The organism is Janthinobacterium sp. GW823-FHT06H09, from assembly GCF_058794735.1.
On the sequence record NZ_JBXAHC010000008.1, the window covers coordinates 295,446 to 317,767 of the forward strand.

Annotated in this window: 16 protein-coding genes; 10 read left to right on the forward strand and 6 right to left on the reverse strand. The window is 65.2% G+C overall.

What is annotated here, in order from left to right; all coding sequences use genetic code 11:
- Positions 1-118: 118 nt before the first annotated feature.
- On the forward strand, positions 119-1,375 hold the full coding sequence (locus AC1Q6X_RS16180) for an HD-GYP domain-containing protein (protein ID WP_230506163.1): 1,257 nt from the start codon (positions 119-121) through the stop codon (positions 1,373-1,375).
- Positions 1,376-1,520: 145 nt separating this feature from the next.
- On the forward strand, positions 1,521-3,122 hold the full coding sequence (locus AC1Q6X_RS16185) for a methyl-accepting chemotaxis protein (RefSeq protein ID WP_492497802.1): 1,602 nt from the start codon (positions 1,521-1,523) through the stop codon (positions 3,120-3,122).
- On the opposite strand, the gene AC1Q6X_RS16190 is transcribed toward AC1Q6X_RS16185, so the two are convergent.
- From AC1Q6X_RS16190 to AC1Q6X_RS16200, 3 genes are all read right to left on the reverse strand, one after another.
- Complete coding sequence (locus AC1Q6X_RS16190) at positions 3,094-3,942, reverse strand: DUF2071 domain-containing protein (protein WP_492497803.1); 849 nt, start codon at positions 3,940-3,942, stop codon at positions 3,094-3,096. The genes AC1Q6X_RS16185 and AC1Q6X_RS16190 overlap by 29 nt on opposite strands.
- Positions 3,943-4,114: 172 nt before the next feature.
- Entirely contained in the window at positions 4,115-4,897 is a 783-nt protein-coding gene (locus AC1Q6X_RS16195; protein WP_326456358.1) for a 3-hydroxybutyrate dehydrogenase, read from the reverse strand.
- Between the two features lie 71 nt (positions 4,898-4,968).
- On the reverse strand, positions 4,969-6,057 hold the full coding sequence (locus AC1Q6X_RS16200) for an AraC family transcriptional regulator (protein WP_492497804.1): 1,089 nt from the start codon (positions 6,055-6,057) through the stop codon (positions 4,969-4,971).
- Between the two features lie 139 nt (positions 6,058-6,196).
- On the opposite strand from AC1Q6X_RS16200, the gene AC1Q6X_RS16205 reads away from it, so the two are divergent.
- The 5 genes from AC1Q6X_RS16205 (at position 6,197) to AC1Q6X_RS16225 (ending at position 13,808) form a co-directional block, all read left to right on the forward strand.
- Entirely contained in the window at positions 6,197-7,807 is a 1,611-nt protein-coding gene (locus tag AC1Q6X_RS16205) for an FAD-binding oxidoreductase (RefSeq protein ID WP_492497805.1), read from the forward strand.
- Positions 7,804-9,372 (forward strand): glycerol-3-phosphate dehydrogenase/oxidase, encoded by a 1,569-nt coding sequence (locus AC1Q6X_RS16210; protein ID WP_492497806.1) that lies wholly within the window; start codon positions 7,804-7,806, stop codon positions 9,370-9,372. The genes AC1Q6X_RS16205 and AC1Q6X_RS16210 overlap by 4 nt, the downstream gene beginning before the upstream one ends.
- Complete coding sequence (locus AC1Q6X_RS16215; RefSeq protein WP_492497807.1) at positions 9,296-9,724, forward strand: hypothetical protein; 429 nt, start codon at positions 9,296-9,298, stop codon at positions 9,722-9,724. The genes AC1Q6X_RS16210 and AC1Q6X_RS16215 overlap by 77 nt, the downstream gene beginning before the upstream one ends.
- A gap of 3 nt (positions 9,725-9,727) precedes the next feature.
- On the forward strand, positions 9,728-11,305 hold the full coding sequence (locus tag AC1Q6X_RS16220; RefSeq protein ID WP_492497808.1) for an FGGY-family carbohydrate kinase: 1,578 nt from the start codon (positions 9,728-9,730) through the stop codon (positions 11,303-11,305).
- A gap of 241 nt (positions 11,306-11,546) precedes the next feature.
- Positions 11,547-13,808 carry a TonB-dependent hemoglobin/transferrin/lactoferrin family receptor gene (locus AC1Q6X_RS16225; RefSeq protein ID WP_492497809.1) on the forward strand — a complete coding sequence of 754 codons (2,262 nt, stop codon included), beginning with the start codon at positions 11,547-11,549 and terminating at the stop codon, positions 13,806-13,808.
- Between the two features lie 216 nt (positions 13,809-14,024).
- Here AC1Q6X_RS16225 and AC1Q6X_RS16230 read toward each other — a convergent pair whose 3' ends face one another.
- The 3 genes from AC1Q6X_RS16230 to AC1Q6X_RS16240 form a co-directional block, all read right to left on the reverse strand.
- Positions 14,025-15,383, reverse strand: coding sequence for a diguanylate cyclase (locus tag AC1Q6X_RS16230; RefSeq protein WP_492497810.1), 1,359 nt, complete (start codon positions 15,381-15,383; stop codon positions 14,025-14,027).
- A 290-nt stretch (positions 15,384-15,673) separates the two neighbouring features.
- Complete coding sequence (locus AC1Q6X_RS16235; protein WP_070288853.1) at positions 15,674-16,867, reverse strand: aminotransferase-like domain-containing protein; 1,194 nt, start codon at positions 16,865-16,867, stop codon at positions 15,674-15,676.
- A gap of 176 nt (positions 16,868-17,043) precedes the next feature.
- Positions 17,044-17,958, reverse strand: coding sequence for a DMT family transporter (locus AC1Q6X_RS16240; protein WP_492497811.1), 915 nt, complete (start codon positions 17,956-17,958; stop codon positions 17,044-17,046).
- Between the two features lie 142 nt (positions 17,959-18,100).
- On the opposite strand from AC1Q6X_RS16240, the gene AC1Q6X_RS16245 reads away from it, so the two are divergent.
- From AC1Q6X_RS16245 to AC1Q6X_RS16255, 3 genes are all read left to right on the forward strand, one after another.
- Entirely contained in the window at positions 18,101-19,519 is a 1,419-nt protein-coding gene (locus tag AC1Q6X_RS16245) for an aminotransferase-like domain-containing protein (protein ID WP_240453584.1), read from the forward strand.
- A gap of 89 nt (positions 19,520-19,608) precedes the next feature.
- Positions 19,609-21,528 carry a molecular chaperone HtpG gene (htpG, locus tag AC1Q6X_RS16250; protein WP_076570740.1) on the forward strand — a complete coding sequence of 640 codons (1,920 nt, stop codon included), beginning with the start codon at positions 19,609-19,611 and terminating at the stop codon, positions 21,526-21,528.
- 217 nt (positions 21,529-21,745) lie between these two features.
- On the forward strand, positions 21,746-22,309 hold the full coding sequence (locus AC1Q6X_RS16255; RefSeq protein ID WP_121668991.1) for a TetR/AcrR family transcriptional regulator: 564 nt from the start codon (positions 21,746-21,748) through the stop codon (positions 22,307-22,309).
- Positions 22,310-22,322 lie beyond the last annotated feature (13 nt).

A 22,322-nucleotide genomic window follows, 5' to 3' on the forward strand; every position in this document is an offset into this window, starting at 1 on the left:
TATTTGTGTTGTGATTCTGCCATATAAAGCAATATATTTGGTGTAATCGTTATTTTTTGGCGTATGATATTGATAATGCGCAAGTAAATGCTGCGATCTGAATGTCTGGAGAACCGCCGTGCTGAAAAAAATAACGAGTAGCGAACTGATGCTGGGAATGTATGTCGAACGTCTGGGCCGTTCCTGGCTCGATACCCCTTTCTGGACGCGTTCTTTCTTGCTGGAGTCGCCGGCTGACCTCGAGCGTATCCGCTCGGCACGCCTGTGCGAAGTGTGGATCGACACGACGCGCGGGCAGGCGCCGCAAGTCGCGCCGCCCGCCGTGCCTTCTGCCGCGCCGCCGGCCGCGGCAGGCGCTCCTGCGGCCGCGCCAGCGACGGTGCCCGCAAGCAAAACCGTCGCCGATCCGGGCCCGCCCCGCTCGCGCGAGGAGGAACTGGCGCGCGCCCGGCGCCAGATCGAACGCTCGCGCCAGGCCGTGCAGACGATGTTCGACGAGGTGCGCATGGGCAAGGCCTTGTCCGCGGCGCAAGCTTACGAACTGGTCGACGATATTGCCGCCTCGATGCAGCGCGGCGGCGACGTCCTGCTGGGCCTGGCGCGCCTGAAATCCGCCGACAATTACACGTATATGCACTCGGTGGCCGTGTGCGCGCTGATGACGGCGCTGGCCAGGGAGCTGGGCCTGGCGCCCGAGCAGGTGCGCTCGGCCGGCCTGGCGGGTTTGCTGCACGATATCGGCAAGATGGCCGTACCGTCCGCCATCCTCAACAAGCCGGGCAGCCTGAGCGAAGCGGAATTTTCCTCCGTGCGCGCCCATCCGGCCGCCGGCCACCGCATGCTGCAGGAAGTGGGCGAGATCGACCCGGTAGCGCTCGACGTGTGCCTGCACCACCATGAAAAACTCGATGGCAGCGGCTACCCCAAGGGGCTGCGCGGCGAGGAAATCAGCCTGTTTGCGCGCATGGGCGCCATCTGCGACGTGTACGACGCGATCACCTCGAACCGGCCGTACAAGCAGGGCTGGTGCCCGGCCGATTCGCTGCGCCGCATGGCAGGCTGGCGCGGCGGACACCTGGATGCGCAACTGTTTGCCGCCTTCGTCAAATGCCTGGGCATCTATCCGCTGGGCACCCTGGTGCGGCTGCAGTCGGAGCGCCTGGCCGTGGTGGTGGGACAGTCGCCGGGCAAGCCGCTGACCCAGCCCACCGTGCGCGTGTTTTTTTCCATCCGCGCCGGCACCTGCATCGTCCCGACTCTGCTCGACCTGGCCGCGCCGGGTTGCCAGGAGCGCATCGTTTCCACGGAAAGCGCAGCCCAGTGGCGCCTGCAGGACATCGACCGTTACTGGGCCGGCGAACCTGCCGTGGCATGACGGCCGGCAGGGCCGTAATAAAGTGCATTTTGTTAATAATAAAATATTAAAATAATGGTGCCAGTGCCGTGCCCGCTTTGCTGGCTGGCGACCGTTCCTTGTCCGCAAACCCGTCACCGTACGGGCTACTTTTGAGGATGTGACCATGCGACTCAATCTTCCCGTCAGCGATACCGAAATCACACTGAGCGATAGCGAGACCATCGTCTCGACTACTGACTTGCAAGGCAATATCACCTATGCCAACCCGTATTTCATCGCCGTCAGCGGTTACAGCGCGGAAGAATTGATCGGCGCGCCGCAAAACATCCTCCGGCATCCGGACATGCCGGCCGAAGCGTTCGCCGATTTCTGGGCGACCATCCGCTCGGGACGCTCGTGGAGCGGCATGGTGAAAAACCGCTGCAAGAGCGGCGATTATTACTGGGTGCTGGCGAACGTGACGCCGGTGGTCGAAGACGGCGTGGCCGTCGGCTACATGTCCGTGCGCACCAAGCCGACGCGCCAGCAAGTGGCGCAGGCGTCCGCGCTGTATGCACGCATCAAGGCGGGGCAGGCCGACGGCATCGTCATCAGCCAGGGTGCTGCCGTGCGCACGGGCTGGCTGGCCAGGCTGGCGCGCTTGCGCGACCTGCCGCTGGGCCAGCGCATCGGCTGGAACCTGGGCTTGCTGAGCCTGGTATTACTGCTGCAACTGGCGTGGAATGCGGGCGTGTTGCCGGCTGCGGCCCACGGCTGGCTGACGGGCCTGTCCGTGCTGGCCTTGTGCGCGACGCTGTATTTCTGGCACAGCTTGCACCGCGCCGTGCTGCATCCGCTGCAGCGGGCGCGCCAGGCCTGCGACGTGATGGCGGGCGGCGACCTGACGGGCGAGCTCGACACCACGCGGCGCGACGAGATGGGACAGTTGCTGCGTTCCTTGCGCCAACTGCGCGTGAACCTGCATTCCATCGTTGGCGACGTGCGCGGCAATTTCTTGCGCATCAGCATGGCCAGCCAGGAAATCGCCGCCGGCAATATGGATTTGTCCGGCCGCACGGAAGCGCAGGCCTCGGCCCTGCAGCAGACGGCGTCGAGCATGGAGCAGCTGGCGGCCACGGTGCAGCAAAATAGCGGCAACGCCGTGCAGGCCAGCGACATGGCGGGCAAGGTGCACGGCCTGGCAGGGCGCGGCGGCGAAATTGTCGGGCAGATGGTCCGCATGATGGAGGGCATTAACGTCTCGTCGAAGAAGATTGGCGACATCACGGGCATTATCGAAGGCATCGCTTTCCAGACGAATATTCTGGCCTTGAACGCGGCCGTCGAAGCGGCGCGCGCGGGCGACCAGGGGCGCGGTTTTGCCGTCGTGGCGGGCGAAGTGCGCAGCCTGGCCCATCGCAGCGCGGCGGCCGCCACGGAAATCAAGCAATTGATCACGGCCTCGCTGGAGCAAGTGCAGGCGGGCGCGAAGCTGGCGCAGCAGGCGGGCGTCAGCAGCGCCGAAATGCTGGGCGCCGTGCAGGGCGTGCACGGCATCATGGAAGAGATCGCCTCGGCGTCGCGCGAGCAAAGCCATGGCATCGGCCAGGTCAACATGGCCGTCACGCAAATGGATGAAGTGACGCAACAGAACGCGGCGCTGGTCGAGGAATCGGCGGCCGCCTCCGCATCGCTGCAGGGCCAGACCTTGCAGCTGGAACAGGCGATGGCCCTGTTCAAGCTGGAACGCCGGGGTGCTACAGCAGGCGTTCCGACAACGCCTTGAAGGCAACCTTGGGCACGAGGAAGGCAAACGGCTTCGATACGGGCGGCAACTGCCCCAGCAAGCCGCAGTCGGCGCGCAAGGCTGTCAGCGCTTGCACTTGATCCACATCAACGGGCAAGTCGATTTCGCCGAAGACCAGCTTGCCGTTGCGCGGCACGTGCGCGATGGCCCCATCCTGGCAAGCGAGGAAGGCGACGGCGTCGCGCCAGTTGCCGAACAGTTGCTGCCATTCGGCATCGAGGCCATGCGCCGCCGTGATGGCCGCCTGCACATCGAGCGCCGGAGCGCTGCCGGCGCCGCTGGCGATGCTGCAGTGCGCCTGCGTGGCCATGACCTCCAGCGCCATGCCGGCCGCCAGGTGCGTGGGCAGGATATCGCTGAACAGGCGCGTGCCCAGCGCATGCGGCAGGCTGGCCATGATGTTTTTCAAAAAATACACGCAAGGCACATCCGGTGCGCCCGGCGGCGTGCGCTCCAGGTACAGGCGCCAGTTGCTTTGCAGGGGAGACGGCAGCAACCGGCGCAGCGGGCCGAGCAGTGCAGGGCCGAAATGCCCGTGGCGGTACGTCAGCACCGTGAACGGCGTCTTGCCGTCGCGCTGCCACAGGGTCACGCCCGGCGGCAATAATGTCTGCGCCGCAGCGGCATCGACCAGCCAGCTTACGTAGACGACGTCGCGCACGTCGCTGTGCAGGGTCAGGAAGGGCAGGCGCGACATGACGGCCTGGCGTAGCTTGGCGAAATGCGTGCAGTTGGCGAGCGCGGCAAACACGCGCCCCGGCCAGCCCGCGCGCGGGTGGCGGTAAGTGTTGTCTTGCAATTGGGAACTTTCTGGAAAGGCGCAGGAAGATTAATACGCTGACGCTGCAACGCCCGTCCACATCATCGCGAGCGGCAGCGATGTGTGGCCGAGACGCGCAGCTGTGCTGGAGCACAGCGAGCATCGCAGGCCGCACAGGGCGCCGCGCAGCCGATGTGGGCGGGCGTCACTATTACTGCATATGCCAGCCGTGGCTGACCACGATCGATTGTCCGCTCAGGGCGTTCGACGGGAAGGCGGCCAGGAAGATGGCTGTTTGCGCCACGTCCTGCGTGGTGGTGAATTCGCCGTCAATCGTGTCTTTCAACATCACTTTCTTGATCACGTCTTCCTCGCTGATGTTCAGCTGGGCCGCCTGTTCGGGGATTTGCTTGTCGACCAGCGGCGTGCGCACGAAGCCGGGGCAGATGACGTTGGCGCGGATGCCGTCTTTCGCGCCTTCCTTGGCCACCACCTTGGCCAGGCCCAGCAGACCGTGCTTGGCGGCAACGTAGGCGCTCTTGAATGGCGAGCCTTCGTGCGAGTGCACGGAACCCATGTAGATGATGGCGCCGCCGCGGCCCGCCTTGATCATTTCGCGCATGCAGGCGCGCGTGGTGAGGAAGGCGCCGTCCATGTGAATGGCCAGCATCTTTTTCCATTGGTCGAACGGGTAGTCGACGACGGGGCTGATGATCTGGATGCCCGCATTGCTGATCAGGATATCGATGCCGCCGAAGTGGGCCACGGCGTCCGCCACGCCCTTGTCGACCTGCTCTTCGCTGGAGACATCCATGGCGACGGCAAACGCCTGGCCGCCCGCTTGCTTGATTTCCTCGGCCGTCTTGCTGGCCGCTTCCAGGGCCAGGTCGGCGATGACGACCTTGGCGCCCTGTTTCGCGTATTCGATGGCCATTTCCTTGCCGATGCCGCTGGCGGCGCCGGTAATCAGTGCGACTTTGTCTTTGAGTTGCATATTAATCCTTTGCATTGCGGGTTGGAGTGATCGTGGGAAGTCAGACTTTGCCAGTATAGCCAGAAAACGCGTCAGGCATGGCCCGCGCACGCCTGTAAGCCGGCTTGCTTTTCCTGTAATTGCTGCAGGCGCCAGGCGCCGGGATTGGTGCCCGACCAGGTGCGGAACGCGTGGTTGAACGCGCTTTGTTCCTGGTAGCCGAGCAGGAAGGCGATGTCGACCAGCGACAGGTCCGGCTCGCGCAGATAGTCGCGCGCCAGGCCATAGCGGGCCTGATCCAGCACGGCCTGGAAGCTGGTGCCCGCGTCGGCCAGCTTGCGCTGCAGGGTGCGCGGCGTGACGGCCAGTGCTGCGGCAACGGTGGCCAGCCGCGCCGAACCCTGACGCAAGCCTCCCACGATGGCCGCGTGCACCTGCGCATCGATGCCGGCGCCCGTGTCCGCTTCGGCCTCGCGCTGCGCCAGCAATTGTTCCGCATGCCGGCACAGCACGGGATACAGGCTGACGTCCGCGTTCGGCACGGGCCAGTCCAGCAATTGCGCGTCGAAGGTGGCCGTGTTGGCGGGGGCATTGAAGGCGGGCAGGCTGCCCAGCACGCGCACGTATTCGTCGCGGTGCGCCGCATGGCGCAGCAAGTCGCCGCCGCCATCGTGGGTAAAGGCCAGCCGGGCCGGCGGCAGCGGCATGCCCGCCAGCCAGTCGCCGCACACCTTGACGCCGGCAAAGACGCTGTCGACCAGGTGCCGGCTGGCGCCCGGATAGTTGCTGGCCCAGCGGTAATGTGCGATGGCGCCGTCGCGCTGCAGGGTCGAGCGGCCCAGGTCGTGCGCCAGCCGTTCATAGCGGGCCGTCTGTTCCAGCGCCTGGCCCACGTTGCTGCAACTGAGCAAGATCAAGCCATAGGCGCTGTACGTGCCCATGCGCACGCGCTGGCCCACGTGCAGGCCGAAATGCGCGTCGCCCGCCAGCTGCGCGCCCGCATCGAGCAGACGCACGTAGTCGCGCGCGGCCAAGCCCATGCCAGGCGCGGCCGCTTCCAGGCCGTGCGGCGCCACGCCGGCGGCCTGCGCCAGGGTGACGCTATCGATGCCGTGGGCGCCGGCCGCTTCCAGCAGCGGCAGCAGATAGGCGCCGGCGACCCGGCCGTCAGTGCTTGTCATGATGGAACAATGCGATTGTCATGAAAAACCAATACCCTTCGTCTGTGGCGGCATATGCTATTGATCTAGCAAGAAAATCAGGCAAGAACAGTATAGCAAGCCGCCGTGGCGCGCAACTGGCCGAATACAGGGGATGTCCATGCAACGCTGGAATGGCTGGGGAGATGAAAGCATCGTGTATGCGCTGAACGAGGATGCGCTGGCATTCCTGCGCGAGCGCCTGGGGCCGGGCAGCGGCATTGCCGACGCCAGCTTCGACGACGCCTGCGCGCAGGTGCCCGCCTCGCGCCTGGCGCCGCATCCGCTGATCGACACCCAGCCTGCCACGCGCGTGCGCCATGCGCTCGGTCAAAGCCTGCCCGACTGGTTTAAATTACGCCACGGCCGCATCGGCGCGGTGCCCGACGGCGTGGCCTTTCCCGACAGCGCGCTGCAGGTGCGCCAGCTGCTCGCGTATGCGCGTCAGGCGTGCGTGACCGTCATTCCCCATGGCGGCGGCACCAGCGTGGCCGGGCATTTGACGGTGGCGGCGGGGCCGCGCCCCGTGCTGTCGATCAGTCTCGTGCGCCTGTGCGCGCTGGGCCACCTGGACCGCGAGGCGCAGCTGGCCACGTTCGGCGCGGGCGTGTATGGCCCCGACCTGGAGGCGCAGCTGCGCGCGCAGGGCTACACCCTGGGCCATTATCCGCAGTCGTTCGAGTATTCCACATTGGGCGGCTGGATCGCCACGCGCTCGTCGGGCCAGCAATCGCTGCGCTATGGCCGCATCGAGCAGCTGTTCGCGGGCGGCGAGGTGGAAACCCCGTCCGGGACCTTGAGCATCCCCACGTTTCCCGCCTCGGCGGCCGGCATCGACCTGCGCGAAATGGTGCTCGGCTCCGAAGGGCGGCTGGGCATCGTGACGCAGGCCACCGTGCGCGTCTCGCCGTTGCCGCCGTATGAGGCGTTCCATGCCGTGTTTTTCGCCGACTGGGGCCAGGCGCAGGCGGCCGTGCGGACGCTGGCCCAGTCACGCCTGTCCCTGTGCATGCTGCGCCTGTCGAACGCGGTCGAAACGCAAACCATGCTGACCCTGGCCGGCCATAAAAAACTCGTGGGACTGCTGGAGCGCTACCTGTCGCTGCGCGGCTGCGGCGAAGGCAAGTGCATGCTGATGCTGGGCGTCAGCGGCGACGAAAAACCGGCGCGCGCGGCCCTGCGCGGGGCGCTGGCGCTGGCGCGGCGGAACGGGGGCGTGCATGTGGGACGCCACATGGGCGACAAGTGGAAGCAGGGACGCTTTCGCAACGTCTACCTGCGCAACGGCGCGTGGGAACACGGCTATGTCATCGACACGGTGGAAACGGCTGTCGACTGGCCACGCGTGGCGCCCATGATGGCGGCGCTGGAGCAGGCGGGCGCCCGCGCGCTGGCACAGCACGGCGAGCAGGTGCACGCGTACACGCATTTGTCGCACGTGTATGCGCAGGGCGCCAGCGTCTACACCACGTATGTGTACCGGCTGGCGTCCACGTATGAAGACAACATGGCGCGCTGGCGCAGTTTGAAAGACGCGGCCGGCGCCGCCATCGTCGCCAACGGCGGCACCATCAGCCACCAGCATGGCGTGGGCACGGACCACGCGTCGTGGCTGATGGCCGAAAAGGGAGAACTGGGCATCGCCGCCATGCGCGCGCTGCTGCGCCAGTTCGACCCGCAGGCCATGATGAATCCCGGCAAACTGCTGCCCGAGGCCGGAGGCCCATCGTGAACAGGGCGGATCTGCCTGGCGTCCTGGCGCGCGAGTGGGATGTGCTGATCGTCGGCGGCGGCATCACGGGCGCCGGCATCCTGCTGGAAGCGGCGCGGCGCGGCTTGAAGGCGCTGCTGGTGGAACAGCGCGATTTCGCCTGGGGCACGTCGAGCCGGTCGTCAAAGCTGGTGCATGGGGGCTTGCGCTACCTGAAGCAGGGACAGTTCGCCATGACGCGCGAGTCGGTGCACGAGCGGGTAGCCTTGCTGGCGGATGCGGCCGGGCTGGTCGAGCCGCAAGGCTTCGCCTTCGGCGACTACGCGGGCAGGAAGCCGGGGCGGCGCCAGTTCATGCTGGGCCTGGCCATCTACGACGTGATGGCGGGCAAGCGCGCGCGCCGCTATGTCGATGCGTCTGACTTTGCCATGCTGGCGCCGCACGTCCGGCGCGACGAGCTGCGGGGCGGCATGCTGTACCAGGACGCCAAGACGGACGACGCGCGCCTGGTGCTGCGCGTGCTGCAGGAGGCACGGCGTCATGGCGGCGTGGCCGTCAATTACCTGGGCGTGGCGTCGCTGCTGCGCGAAGATGGCAAGGTCACCGGCGCCACCTTGAACGATGCGGTCGATGGCGCGACATTCACCACGCGCGCGCGCCTGGTGATCAGCGCCACGGGCGCCTGGGCCGACGGCTTGCGCGGCCAGGTGGGAGTGCAGCCGAAACTGCGGCCCCTGCGCGGCAGCCATCTGCTGCTGCCGGCCTGGCGCTTGCCGCTGGCGCAAGCCGTCAGCCTGATGCACCCGCACGACGGCCGCCCCGTGTTTGCCTATCCGTGGGAGGGCGTGACCCTGGTGGGCACCACCGATGTCGACCACGGCGCCAGCCTGGACCTGGAACCGGCCATCACGCGCGGCGAACTCGATTACCTGCTGGCGGCGCTGCGCTGGCAATTCCCGCAGCTGGCGCTGGGCGAAGACGACGTGCTGGCCACGTTTGCCGGCGTGCGCCCCGTGATCGACAGCGGCCGGCTTGACCCGTCGAAGGAAGCGCGCGAACATGCGCTGTGGCTGGAAAACGGCTTGCTGACGGTGGCGGGCGGCAAGCTGACGACGTTCCGCGTGATTGCCCTCGATGCCTTGCGGCGCGCCGCGCCGCTGCTGCCGGGCTGGCAGGCGGATTTGCGTCCGCTGCCGATTTTCGACGCCACGCCGCCCTTGTCGGGCAAAGCCTTGCTGCTCGACGGCGAGCAGCGCGAACGGCTGCTGGGCCGTCATGGCGCGGGGGCGCAGGCGCTGTGCGATGCGGCGCGGGACGGCGAACTCGAGCCGATTCCCGGCACTCAGACGCTGTGGGCGCAGCTGCGCTGGGGCGCGCGCATGGAAGACGTGCAGCACCTGGACGACTTGCTGCTGCGGCGCACGCGCCTCGGTTTGCAGCTGGCCGGCGGCGCGCTTGCTATCATGCCGCGCCTGCGCGCCATCTGTCAGCATGAACTGGGCTGGGACGATGCGCGCTGGGAGGAAGAACAGCGGCGCTACCTGGCCTTGTGGCGCCGCCATTACAGCGTGCCGCAGGGCGATTGAAAAAACCATAAAAAATAAACAAGAGGAGAACATCATCGACACGACCCTGTTTGGCCAGCCCCTGGCGCTGGACGACGCGCGCATCACCTACGACAGCCTGTCGCCGCTGGACTTGCGCCAGCCCATCGATACCCTCGTCGACGACCTGGGCGAAGACCTGCTGCAAATCACCTGCGCGAATGGCGACATCGTCGACGTGGGCTGGTATCCGGCCTGGAGCGAACAGGGGCGCTTGCGCGTGGTGGCCGTGCGCGGGCAGGACTGGGAAGCGCCCGTCTTCAGCGCGCAGCCTGAAAAAGATCCGCAGGCGCTGCTGCAGGCGCTGCGCGCCGCGCTGGCCAGCCTGGCATAAGCCATGACCAGCGTCTCCGGCCAGGGGCCGTACATCCTCTCCATCGACAATGGCACGCAAAGCGTGCGCGCGCTGCTGTTCGACCGGGACGGGACACTGGCGGCGAAGGCGCAAGTCTTCCTCGAAGCGTATTACTCGGACCACCCCGGCTGGGCCGAGCATGACGCCGACGGCTACTGGCAAGCCGTGTGCGCAGCATGCCAGCAGCTGTGGCGCAGCACGGACATCAATCAATCCTCGGTGGCCGGCGTGGCGGTGACGACGCAGCGCGGCACGGTGGTCAACGTGGACGAACACGGCGCGCCGCTGCGCCCCGCCATCACCTGGCTGGACCAGCGCAGCACGCGCGACATTCCCCCGCTGGCGCCGTGGTGGCGAGCCGCCTTCCGCGCCACGCGCCTCGACGGCACGATCACGTACTTCCGTCGCGAGGCCGAGATCAACTGGATCGCGGCGCACCAGCCCGACATCTGGCGCCGCACGCATAAATTCCTGCTGCTGTCGGGCTTTTTGAATCACCGCCTGTGCGGAAAATATATCGATTCGACGGGCTCGCAGGTGGCGTACATCCCGTTCGACTACAAGCGCCATGCCTGGGCCGGGCGCTTCGACTGGAAGTGGCAGGCGCTGGCGATACAACGCTCGATGCTGCCGGAACTGGTGACGCCGGGCACGCGCATGGGCGCCATCACGGCGTCGGCCGCCGCGGCGACGGGCATCCCGGAGGGCACGCCCTTGCTGGCGGCGGCCGCCGACAAGGCGTGCGAAGTGCTGGGCGCCGGCTGCGTCGAACCGCACGTGGCGTGCCTGAGCTACGGCACCACGGCCACCATCAACACGACCAGCCGCAAATACGTGGAAGTGACGCGTTTTATTCCGCCGTACCCGGCCGCCATGCCCGGCGCCTACAGCACGGAAGTGCAGATCTTCCGCGGCTACTGGATGGTCAACTGGTTCAAGGAGCAGTTCGGCGACCGCGAACGGGCGGCGGCTGCCGAGGATGGCATGGGCTTGTCCGCCGAAGCGCTGTTCGACCGCCTGGTCGAGGCCGTGCCGCCCGGCTCCATGGGTCTGATGCTGCAGCCGTACTGGAGTCCCGGCATCAAGGTGCCGGGGCCGGAAGCGAAGGGCGCCATGATCGGCTTTGGCGACGTGCACACGCGCGCGCACATCTACCGCGCCATCCTCGAAGGCCTCGCGTATGCGCTGCGCGAAGGCAAGGAGCGCATCGAGCGGCGCAGCGGCATCGCCATCACGGAGCTGCGCATCGCGGGCGGCGGCTCGCAAAGCGATGCGGCCATGCAGCTGACGGCCGACATCTTCGGCTTGCCCGCCGCGCGCGCCCACGTGTATGAAAGCTCGGGCCTGGGCGCGGCCATCGCCGCTAGCGTAGGCCTGGGCTGGCATGCGGACTTTCCCGCCGCCGTGCAAGCGATGACGCGCAGGGGCAAGGTCTTCCAGCCCCATCCCGAGCACCGCAAAATCTATGAGCAGCTGTACCGGCGCGTGTACAGCAAGATGTATGCGCGGCTGCAACCGCTGTACCGCGAGATTGCCGACATCACCGGCTATCCGGAATAACTACGCCTTCAATGCTATTGCGAATCATTCTCATCCAGTATATGATGTGTTCCGCATTTCACCAAGGCAACGTATCCCGGTGACTGCAGTGCGCCGCCGGCCATGCGCCGGCGGCGTGTCCGCGCGGGCAGGGTTCCGCCGCAACGCTTCCGTCAACGCCGCCGCTTGATCGTGCACCGCCTGTCCTCTGCCCAGCGTTTTTCATTCCACAAGCATCAAGCAAACCCAGGCAAGGATAGCGATGAAGAGCAGCAAACAACGATTGACCCCGCTGGCCGCCGCGCTGGCCCTGGCATTGGGCGGCGCGCACGGCCATGCGTGGGCGGCAGCGAAGGCGGACAAGGCCGATGCGGTACAGATGCCGGCCATCAGCGTGTTTGGCGACGCCATCAGCGCCGGCACGGCCGGACGCTCGTATATCACCAGCGCCGACATCGAACGCCAGCAGGCCGACAATGTCGCGTCCTTGCTCGACACCTTGCCTGGCGTGGACCTGGCCGGTACGGCCCGTCCCAGCGGCCAGAGCCTCAATATCTGGGGCTTCAACAAAGTGCAGGACGTAAAAGTCATCCTCGACGGCGTGCCCAAGGGTTTTGAAAAATACCGCCAGGGTTCCATCTTCATCGAGCCGGAACTGATCAAGCAGATCGAAGTGAACAAGGGCGCGCATACGAGCTTGTACGGCAATGGCGGCTTCGGCGGCGTCATCACGGTCGAGACCAAGGATGCGCAGGACTTGCTCGAAGGCGGCGAGAGCGTGGGCGCCATGCTCAAGTACTCGCGCCACTCGAACAATGCAGAAAACGACGCCACCGTGGCCGTCTACGGCCGCACCGAAGACGGCCGCTTCGACGCGATGGCCTTCACCACGCGGCGCAAGTCCGACGATTTGCGCAAGCCTGACGGCAAGCCATTCCGCTTTTCCGCCATCGATGCGCCATCGAGCCTGGCCAAGCTGAATATCCGGCTGACGCCGGAGCAGCTGCTGACCCTGACGGCGATGAAGAGCGGCAGTTCGGGCTGGGGCCCGTTCGCCGCCATGGGCGAGGACGTGCCCACGCCGACCGAGGCGGAAATCAAAAAATATGGACTGGAAGAGGCGTGGCAGCGCAAGGCCGTCTACCGCGACCAGGACGACGATACGTATTCCGTGAAGTGGCAGTACGCGCCGCAAGATAATCCATGGATCAAGCTGACGGCCAGCGCCGGCTATTCGCACACGGACCAGCATGACAAGCGCCTGCCATCGGCTTCGCCGGGTTCCTACCTGGGCTCCCTGGGCAACGAGAGCTGGGCCTCGTACGTGGACCGCATCGCGGAAGTGCGCAACGAAAGCGTGTTTGCGACGGGCGCCGTGTCGCACGTGCTGCAAACGGGCCTGCAATGGCACAAGAATGTGCGCGACACCCTGATGTACTACCCGTCGTCGACGGCGCTGAAGGACCCCAGCTACAACTACGGCTACTTCCAGCCCTACTACATGCCGGCCGGGCGCCAGGAAACGACGGGCCTGTATCTGCAGGATGCGATGACGTATGGCGACCTGACGCTGACGGCGGCCTTGCGCCACGACCGGGTCGTCTCCGAGGGCGTGCCGAACAAGGCGCCGCGCTACAACAGTCCGCTGGCGGCGGCCGGCCACGACTTCAGCGAAAAGGCGCACGAAGACTGGTCGCCCCGTCTGGGCCTGTTCTGGAAGGCGTCCGGCACGCTGGCCTTGTTCGGCGACTTGAGCCGCACCTGGCGCGCGCCGACGATCGACGAGATGTATTCGAACGAATACTATGTGTCGTCCAGGCTCGGTTCATCGACGCCGGGTACCAGCCGCGACCTGGCCGTCGAGCGCGTGACGGCCGTGCGCGCGGGCGCCATGCTGCACCGCCAGAACGTGTTCATGGAGCGCGACGACGCGCAGTTGCGCCTGACGGTCTACCGCAACCGTGTCAGCGACAATATCGGCCCGCGCCTGGGCGTGCTGGTCGAAGGCTACGAGCCGGGCTCGGGCAAGGTGCCGCCGGCGCTGTCCGACTACCGCAACCTGGCCGGTTTCCATACGCAGGGCGTGGAAGTGGAGTCCTACTACAATTCGCCGCGCCTGTTTGCCAGCGCCTCGCTGTCGAAGCAGCGCGGCACGCGCACCGGTTCCCAGCGCGACCCGTGGGGCCGGGACGAACCCGTGTCGACCATCGCGCCCGATAAATTGATGGCGGGCCTGGGCTGGCGCATGCCCGACCTGGGCGCCAGCATGGGCTGGCAGGGCCGCTTCGTGGCGAAGCAGGAGCGCGTGCTGCCGGTGGGGAACGTGTACCGCCTGCCGCCGTCGAAAGGCTATGCGCTGCATACCCTGTTCGCGTCATGGAATGGCAGGCAGGGCGTGTGGCGCGGCACTGAGGTGCGGCTGACGGTCGATAATGTCTTCAACCGCAATTACATGCCCTACCTGAGCGAGGCGGTCACCGGTGTGGGACGCAATGCGAAGTTGAGCGTGTCGAGAAAATTCTGATTCGCTTTGAGAACGGCGGGCCGGAGACGCGGGCCTGAGAAAATGCCGATGGCAGCGTTGCAGCTTCCTTGCCGTACATGCGTACTGTCTGCGTCGCTGCGCCTTGCCCTCGACATTTTTCAGGCCCGCTTGGCCCGGAGTGCCTTTTTTTGTGACTTGGGCCTACTCCCTGTCCGTTGCATGTGCCGTTGAACTTCCAACTTCCAACTTCAAACGTCAACGTAAAACGATCGCCTTGACCGTTTCCCAGGCCGTGCTGCCCGAGTGCGTGGCGCGGACCTGGTTGCGGCCCGCTTCCTTGGCCACGTACAGGGCGCGGTCGGCGGCGACGAACAGCGCTTCGCGGTCGTCCAGCTGGTGCGGGCGGATGGTCGCCACGCCGATGCTGACGGTGATCCACGGCGAGGTGCTGGAGCGCGGATGCGGCAGTCGCAGCGCTTCGATGCTGGCGCGGATGGCCTCGGCCAGGTGCAGGGCGCTGGCCGCGTCCGTATCGGCAAACAGCAGGACGAATTCCTCGCCGCCGTAGCGGGCCGCCAGGTCGCCGGAGCGGCTGGCATGCGCATCGATGGCTTGCGCCACCTGCTGCAGGCAGCTGTCGCCGGCCGGGTGGCCCAGGCTGTCGTTGTACAGCTTGAAGTGGTCGACGTCGAGCACCACCAGCGACAGGGCGCCGCCGCCGCGCACGGCGCGCTGCCACTCTTTTTCCAGGAAGCTGTCGAAATGCCGGCGGTTGGCTATTTGGGTCAGCGGATCGAGATAGGCGGCGCGCTGCAGCGCGTCTTCCGACTGCTTGTGGTGCGTGATGTCGTGCAGCAGGCCGATATACAGGGGCTGGCGCAGATACATGGGCGTCAGGGTCAGGTCCATGCTCAGCGCCGCGCCGTTGCGGTGGCGGATCGCCACTTCGCGCGTACCGTGGTTGTGCGCCTTTTCCGGATTGGCCGCGTGCATGGCGAAGTAGTCGAGGTATTCCTGCGTCACGAGGGGGCTGAGCAGCTCGCCGATGAAGCGCCCGGCCAGTTCGTTTTCGCGGTAGCCCAGGTATTGGTCGCAGGCCGGGTTGGTGTACTGGATGCGCCCGTTCGCCTCGATGATCAGCAAGCCCTCGGCCATGTTGTTGACGATGGTGCGCAGGCGCTCGGCCTGTTCCTGCTGGGTTTCATTGTTGCTGCGGATTTGCAGTTGGGCGCGCACGCGCGCGCGCACTTCGGCCATGCGCAGCGGCTTGCTGATGTAATCGACGGCGCCGCAGTCGAAGCCGGCCACCACGTCTTCCGTTTCCGTCCTGGCGCTCATGAAGATGACGGGGATGCGCTGCGTCAGCGGATGCTGCTTGAGGCGGCGGCACGTCTCGATGCCGTCCATGTCCGGCATCATCACGTCGAGCAGGATCAGGTCGGGCTGGGCGCGTTGGGCAATCGCCAGCGCCCGCTCGCCGGACGTGGCAACATAGGTTTGATAACCCTGTTCGCTCATCAGCTTGCGCAGCAGCTCAAGGTTGGCCGGCGCATCGTCGACAATCAAAATGGCGGCTTCATGCCGCTGGGAATACTCCACACTGCCTGGACTCATTGCTTCCGGCCTTCTCGATGTACTCTGCGCTGCCAGCGTTTGCTGCATTTTCGGTGATGCTGACCGGGCTCAAATCTGATGCAGCGGTCAAATCATACCGCCTCGCCAATTTTTTGGGTGAAAAAATCGATGCTGCGCGAGGCGTGAAAATATTATTTTTATGCTATCTTTAAAAATAGATAAACGCAGTTGCTATCGTGAAAGCTGTTTTTAAACGGCAAAGATGCGTGCCCGGTGGCGCCGGGGCAGCGGGGGACACGCCCCGCAGTTGCGGGGCGTGGAGAGTGCGATTACATTTTTGCGGCGATCAGTTTGCCCAGGATGGCGATGCCTTCGCGGATGCGTTCCGGCGGCACCGTCACGAACGACAGGCGCAAGGTGTGCGTGTCCGGCGTGTTGGCGTAGAACGGCGCGCCCGGCACGAAGGCGACCTTGTTGGCGATGGCTTCATCGAGCAGTTTCATCGCATCGATATGTTTCGGCAGGGTGACCCAGATGAACATGCCGCCTTCCGGCTTCGTCCAGGTGACGCCGGCCGGGAAGTGCTCTTCCAGCGCCGACAGCATGGCCTGGCACTGGTTGCCGTACAGGCTGCGGATGCTGGGGATATGCCGCTCCAGGAAACCATCCTTGATCACTTCATGCACGACCATCTGCGTCAGCTGCGAGGTGTGCAGGTCGGCCGCCTGCTTGGCCAGTTCCAGGCGGCGTACCAGCGGCATCGGCGCCACCACGTAGCCGAGGCGGATGCCGGGCGTGAGCACTTTCGAAAACGAGCCCATGTAGATGACGCCGTCCGGATTCATGTTGATCATCTTCGGATACGGCTCGCCGCTGTAGCTCAGAGCGCCGTACGGATCATCCTCGATCAGCGGCAGGCCGTGGCGAGCGCAGGTTTCCACCAGTTCCACGCGGCGGGCCACGGACAGGCTGCGGCCCGTCGGGTTCTGGAAGTTCGGCAGCGCGTACAACAGGCGCGCGCCATCGGCGACGGGATCGATCGACGACGGCACCAGGCCTTCGTCATCGGTATCGACGGACACGAATTCGGGACGGTAGACGGAAAACGCCTGCAGGGCGCCCAGGTAGCTGGGGGTTTCCACCAGCACGCGGCTGCCTTCGTCGATCAGCACCTTGCCCAGCAAGTCCAGCGCCTGCTGCGAGCCGGACGTCATCAGCACCTGTTCGGGCAGGATGGTGCTGCCATTGCCGGAGAGCGAGTCGGCGATCCACTGGCGCAGCGGCAGGTAGCCGTCGGTGGGGCCGTATTGCAGGGCCACCTTGCCATTGTTCGACAGGACCTTGTCGAAGGCGGTCTTCATTTCTTCCACGGGGAAGGTGGCGGGCGAGGGCAGGCCGCCGGCAAACGAGATGATCTCGGGACGCTGCGTGATCTTCAGGATTTCGCGGATGAACGAGCTTTGCAGCTGTTCCGCGCGTTCGGCAAAGCGCCATTGGATCGGATTCGGATTTTCAATTTTCATACGAGTCTCACAGAAGATGCCGAGCTGCGCCGGCTGGATTTGTTGGCCCGCTTGTGGCGGTGCGTGCGCAAGCGGCGCCGGATAGGCGTCGCCATGGTGCTGCGGTATTGTACGGCTTGCACGCCGCCGTGCCCATGCGCACGCGCAACGGCGTTGCAAATGGGCGTCAGGGAACCTTACTTCAGCTTGCGTCCGATGCCCACGACGGCGATCACGGCGCCGGCAAACAGCAGGCTTTCGCCCGTCAATGGCTCATTCAGCAGCACGGCCGCGCCCACCAGGGAGAGGAAAGGCTGCAGCAGCTGCGTCTGTCCCACGCGCGCCACGCCGCCCAGCGCCATGCCACGGTACCAGAAAAAGAAGCCGATAAACATGGAAAACACGGAGATGTAGGCAAAACCCAGCCAGGCCACGCTGCTGGCCTGCGCCATCAGCGCGCGTTGCGGCCAGGCGTTCCACAGCGTCACGGGCAAGACAAAAGGAACGGCCAGCAGCAGCGCCCAGGAAATCACATGCTGGCCCGGCATCGTCTGCGCCAGGCGCCCGCCTTCGGCATAGCCGAGTGCGGCCAGCAGCACGGCGGCAAAGATCAGCCAGTCGGCCAGGTGGAAGCTGCCGCCGCCCTGGCGCAGCGCGAACGCCACCACCAATAGCGTGCCGAGCAGGGCCATCAGCCAGAACCCTGCGGAAGGGCGCTCCTTGCCGCGCAGCACGGCAAATACGGCAGTGGCCAGCGGGAGGATGCCCACCAGCACGGCGCCGTGCGAGGCGGGCAGGCTGCGCATGGCGATCGACGTCAGCCAGGGAAAGCCCAGCACGCAGCCCAGCGACACGAGCGCCAGCGGCAGCCATTGTTCGCGGCGCGGCAACGGCGCGCGCTGGTGCCACAGCCACAGGCCGGCCAGGCCGGCCGCCACCAGGGCGCGGCCCAGGGCGACAAAGGTGGGATCGAGTTCGGCGACGGCCATGCGCGTAAAAGGCAGGGTCAGGCTGAAGAGGGCGACGGCGATGAGGCCCAGCAGCAGGCCTTTGCGGTCGGCGCCGAGGCGGGGAGGATGGCTGATGGGGGCGGTACTGGTAGTCGATGGCATGTTTTTCCTGATACTGGCTGATAGGTGTGCGGGGGTGCGCGGCAGGCGTGGATTAATTTCTGCCGTACTGCTATCCTAGGGCGCAATAGCAATACAGTACAAATACACTTTCACGCATAATTTCACATACTGTCATGGCCATATGAGCAATACACTTCCTTTGCTGTCGCGCGCCTCGGGCGAAACCCTGATCGACCAGATCGCGCGCTCGCTGGCGGCGCGCATCGACGACAAGCTGCTGCGCGGCGGCGCGCGCATGCCTTCGATCCGCCAGTGCGCCGCCAGCCTGGAGGTGTCGTGCGCCACGGTGGTGGCCAGCTACGACAAGCTGGTGGCGCGCGGCTACCTGGAATCGCGGCGCGGCGCCGGCTTTTTCGTGCGCGAGCGCTCGCCGCTGAACACGCCGGCGCCGCCCCCCGGCGCGCAGGACGCGGCGGCGCAGCCGATGGATGTCGTTTGGCTGATCCGTAACATGTTCCGCCAGACGCCGGTCATCCCCGCGCCCGGCACCGGCATGCTGCCCGCCGAGTGGCTCGATGGCGACCTGGTGGCGCGCGCCCTGCGCGACGTCAGCCGCCAGCCGGGCAGCCTGCTGCTCGGTTACGGATCGCCGCAGGGTTTTTTGCCGCTGCGCCAGCAGTTGCAGCTGAAACTGGCGGGCCTGGAAATCGCCTGTCCGCCCGAGCAGATCGTCACCACGGTGGGCGTGATGCAGGCGCTGGACCTGGTGGCGCGCGAGTTTGCCCGCCCCGGCGACACTATTTTCGTCGACGATCCCGCGTACTGGCTGATGTTCGGCGCCTTTGCCGCCATGGGCATGCACGTCATCGGCATCCCTCGCCTGGGTGACGGCCCCGATATCGCCGTGCTGGCCGAGCTGGCGGCCCTGCACCGTCCCAAGCTGTACGTGATCAATTCGGTGCTGCACAACCCCAGCTCGACGTCGCTGTCGGCGGCCAAGGCGTTCCAGGTGCTGCGCCTGGCCGAACAGCACGATTTCCTCGTCGTCGAAGACGATATCTATTGCGACATGCACCCGGGCGGCGAGGTGCAGCCGGCCACCCGCCTGGCCGCGCTGGACCAGCTGCGCCGCGTGATTTACCTGGGCGGCTTTTCCAAGAGCCTGTCGGCCAACCTGCGCGTGGGCTTCATCGCCACCTCGCCGGAATGGGCGCAGCGCCTGGCCGACCGCAAGATGCTGGCCACCCTGACCACCAGCGACATCGGCGAGCGCGTGGTGTATAAAATCCTCTCGCAAGGTCTGTACCGCAAGCATGCGGAACGGCTGCGCGCGCGGCTCGACAAGGTGCGCGAGGGCACGTACCGCCGCGCCGAGCGGGCCGGCCTGCGTTTCGATCCCGCGCCGGCCGGCATGTTCATCTGGGCCGATGCGGGCTGCGACACGAATGTGCTGGCCGAAAAGGCGTTGGCCGAAGGCCTGGTGCTGGGGCCGGGCAGCCTGTTTTCGCCGCGCCAGCTGCCGTCGACCCGCATGCGCCTGAACCTGGCCACGGTGCAGGACGAGCGCGTCTGGGATTTTTTCGGCCGCGCACTGGGCTAAAACTGCACATTTGCCGGGGGCTCTTGAAATCGCTTGTACCATCCCCAACTCCGTAGAATCCGTCCCATCCACAAGACTATGAGGTAAAAATGGCTGTCTCCGAAAAGCAAACCCTGGGTTTTCAGACCGAAGTGAAGCAAATGCTGCACCTGATGATCCATTCCCTGTACTCGAACAAGGAAATCTTCCTGCGCGAATTGATCTCGAACGCGTCCGACGCGGCCGACAAATTGCGCTTCGAAGCGATCGATAACGACGCCCTGTACGGCAACGATCATGAATTGAAGATCAAGGTCAGCTTCGACAAGGATGCGCGCACCATCACCATTTCCGACAACGGCATCGGCATGACCCGCGACGAGGCGATCTCGCACCTGGGCACCATCGCCAAGTCGGGCACCAAGGAATTCTTTGGCAAGCTGTCGGGCGACCAGCAGCAGGACGCGGCCCTGATCGGCCAGTTCGGCGTGGGCTTCTATTCCGGCTTCATCGTCGCCGACAAGATCACCGTCGAAACGCGCCGCGCCGGCGTGGACGCTTCCGAAGGCGTGCGCTGGGAGTCGGCGGGCGAAGGCGATTACAGCATCGAATCGATCGACAAGCCGTCGCGCGGCACCGACATCATCCTGCACCTGCGCGAAGGCGAAGATGAATTGCTGTCGAGCTGGAAGATCAAGTCCATCATCCGCAAATACTCGGACCATATCTCGCTGCCGATCGTGATGCAGAAGGAAGAGTGGGACGACGAGAAAAAAGAAACCGTCCTGAAAGACGAATTCGAAACCGTCAACCAGGCCAGCGCCCTGTGGGCCCGCAACAAGGCAGACATCACGCCGGAACAGTACGACGAATTCTACAAGCACGTGTCGCACGACTTCCAGTCGCCGCTCACGCACACGCACAACCGCGTGGAAGGCCGCAGCGAGTACACGCAGCTGCTGTATATTCCGGCCAAGGCGCCGTTCGACATGTGGGACCGCAACAAGCGCGGCGGCATCAAGCTGTACGTCAAGCGCGTCTTCATCATGGACGATGCCGAGCAGCTGATGCCGACCTACCTGCGCTTCGTGCGCGGGGTGATCGACTCGGCCGATTTGCCGCTGAACGTATCGCGTGAAATCCTGCAGGAATCGCGCGACGTCAAGGTCATCCGCGAAGGCTCGACCAAACGCGTGCTGGGCATGCTGGAAGAACTGGCGAACGCGGACGAGCAGGACAAGAAGGACAAGTACGCCGTCTTCTGGAAGGAATTCGGCCAGGTGCTGAAGGAAGGCATCGGCGAAGACGCGGCCAACAAGGAACGCCTGGCCAAGCTGCTGCGCTTTGCCTCGACGGCCAACGACAGCGACGAGCAAATCACTTCGTTCGCCGACTACGTGGCGCGCATGAAGGAAGGCCAGGACAAGATCTACTACGTCACGGCCGACAACTACGCCGCCGCCAAGAACAGCCCGCACCTGGAAATTTTCCGCAAGAAGGGCGTCGAAGTGCTGCTGCTGACGGACCGCGTCGATGAATGGATGCTGTCCTTCCTGCAGGATTTCGAAGGCAAGGAACTGGTCTCCGTCGCCAAGGGCGGCCTGGACCTGGGCGCGCTGGAAGACGAGGCGGAAAAGAAAGAGCACGAAGAAACGGAAACTTCATACGCCGACCTGGTGGGCAAGATGAAGACCGTGCTGGCCGACAAGGCCAAGGACGTGCGCGTGACGTTCCGTCTGACCGATTCGCCAGCCTGCCTGGTGGCCGATGAAAACGAATTGTCGGGCAACCTGCTGCGCATGCTGAAGGCGGCGGGCCAGAGCGCGCCGGAATCGAAGCCGATTTTGGAAATCAACCCGAACCACCCGCTGGTGACGCGTCTGAAATACGAAGACGCGGAAGGCGGCAAGTTCGGCGACTGGGCCAACATCCTGTTCGACCAGGCCATGCTGGCCGAAGGCGGTTCGCTGGCCGACCCGGCCAGTTTCGTCAAGCGCCTGAACGAGTTGCTGCTCAATTCGGCGAAGTAATCGCCACCGCATGCCTAAAACGTAGGTCGGATTAGCGCAGCGTAATCCGACACGGCGGCGGTGACCGATGTACTGAAGCCGGCCCTTTCCTCGTGGAAGGGCCGGCTTTTTTCATGCGCATGCCTCAAGCCCTGGCCGCGGCGACTTCAGGCATAATTGCCCCTTGTTGAATTTAATTCGTCAATGGCCGGCATGGCCGTTGATGCAGGAGCCTGTCATGTCAGTGAGTACCCGCGACGCCCTTTTGAAAAGCGCAGAAATCCACCTGCGTTCGAAAGGCTACGCCGCTTTCAGTTATGCCGATTTGTCCGAAGAAATCGGCATACGCAAGGCCAGTATTCACCATCATTTCCCCACCAAGGAAAACCTCGGCGTGGCCTTGATCACGCAATATATCGACGTGTTTACGGAAAAGCTGCAGGCGATCGATGCCGCGCATGCCGATCCGGTCGAACGCCTGCGCGAGTTCGGCGGGCTGTTCCTGGCCAGCGCCAACGACCATTTGCTGCCGCTGTGCGGCGCGCTCGCGGCCGAAATGGCGGCGCTGCCCGAATCGCTGCAGGCCCTGGGCCGGCAACTGATGGCGCAGCAGCTGGACTGGATGGAAAGCAATCTCGTGCAGGCGGCGCAGCTGCACGGCTGGACTTTGCGGAAGCCGCCGCGTGACTATGCCTTCATGCTGCTCAGCGCATTGGAGGGCGCCAGTTTTATCGGCTGGGCCCTGGGGCCTTCGACCGATCCGCTGGCCGCTTTCCATTACATGCTCGACAATCTGGCGTAGCGCGGGCCAGCCC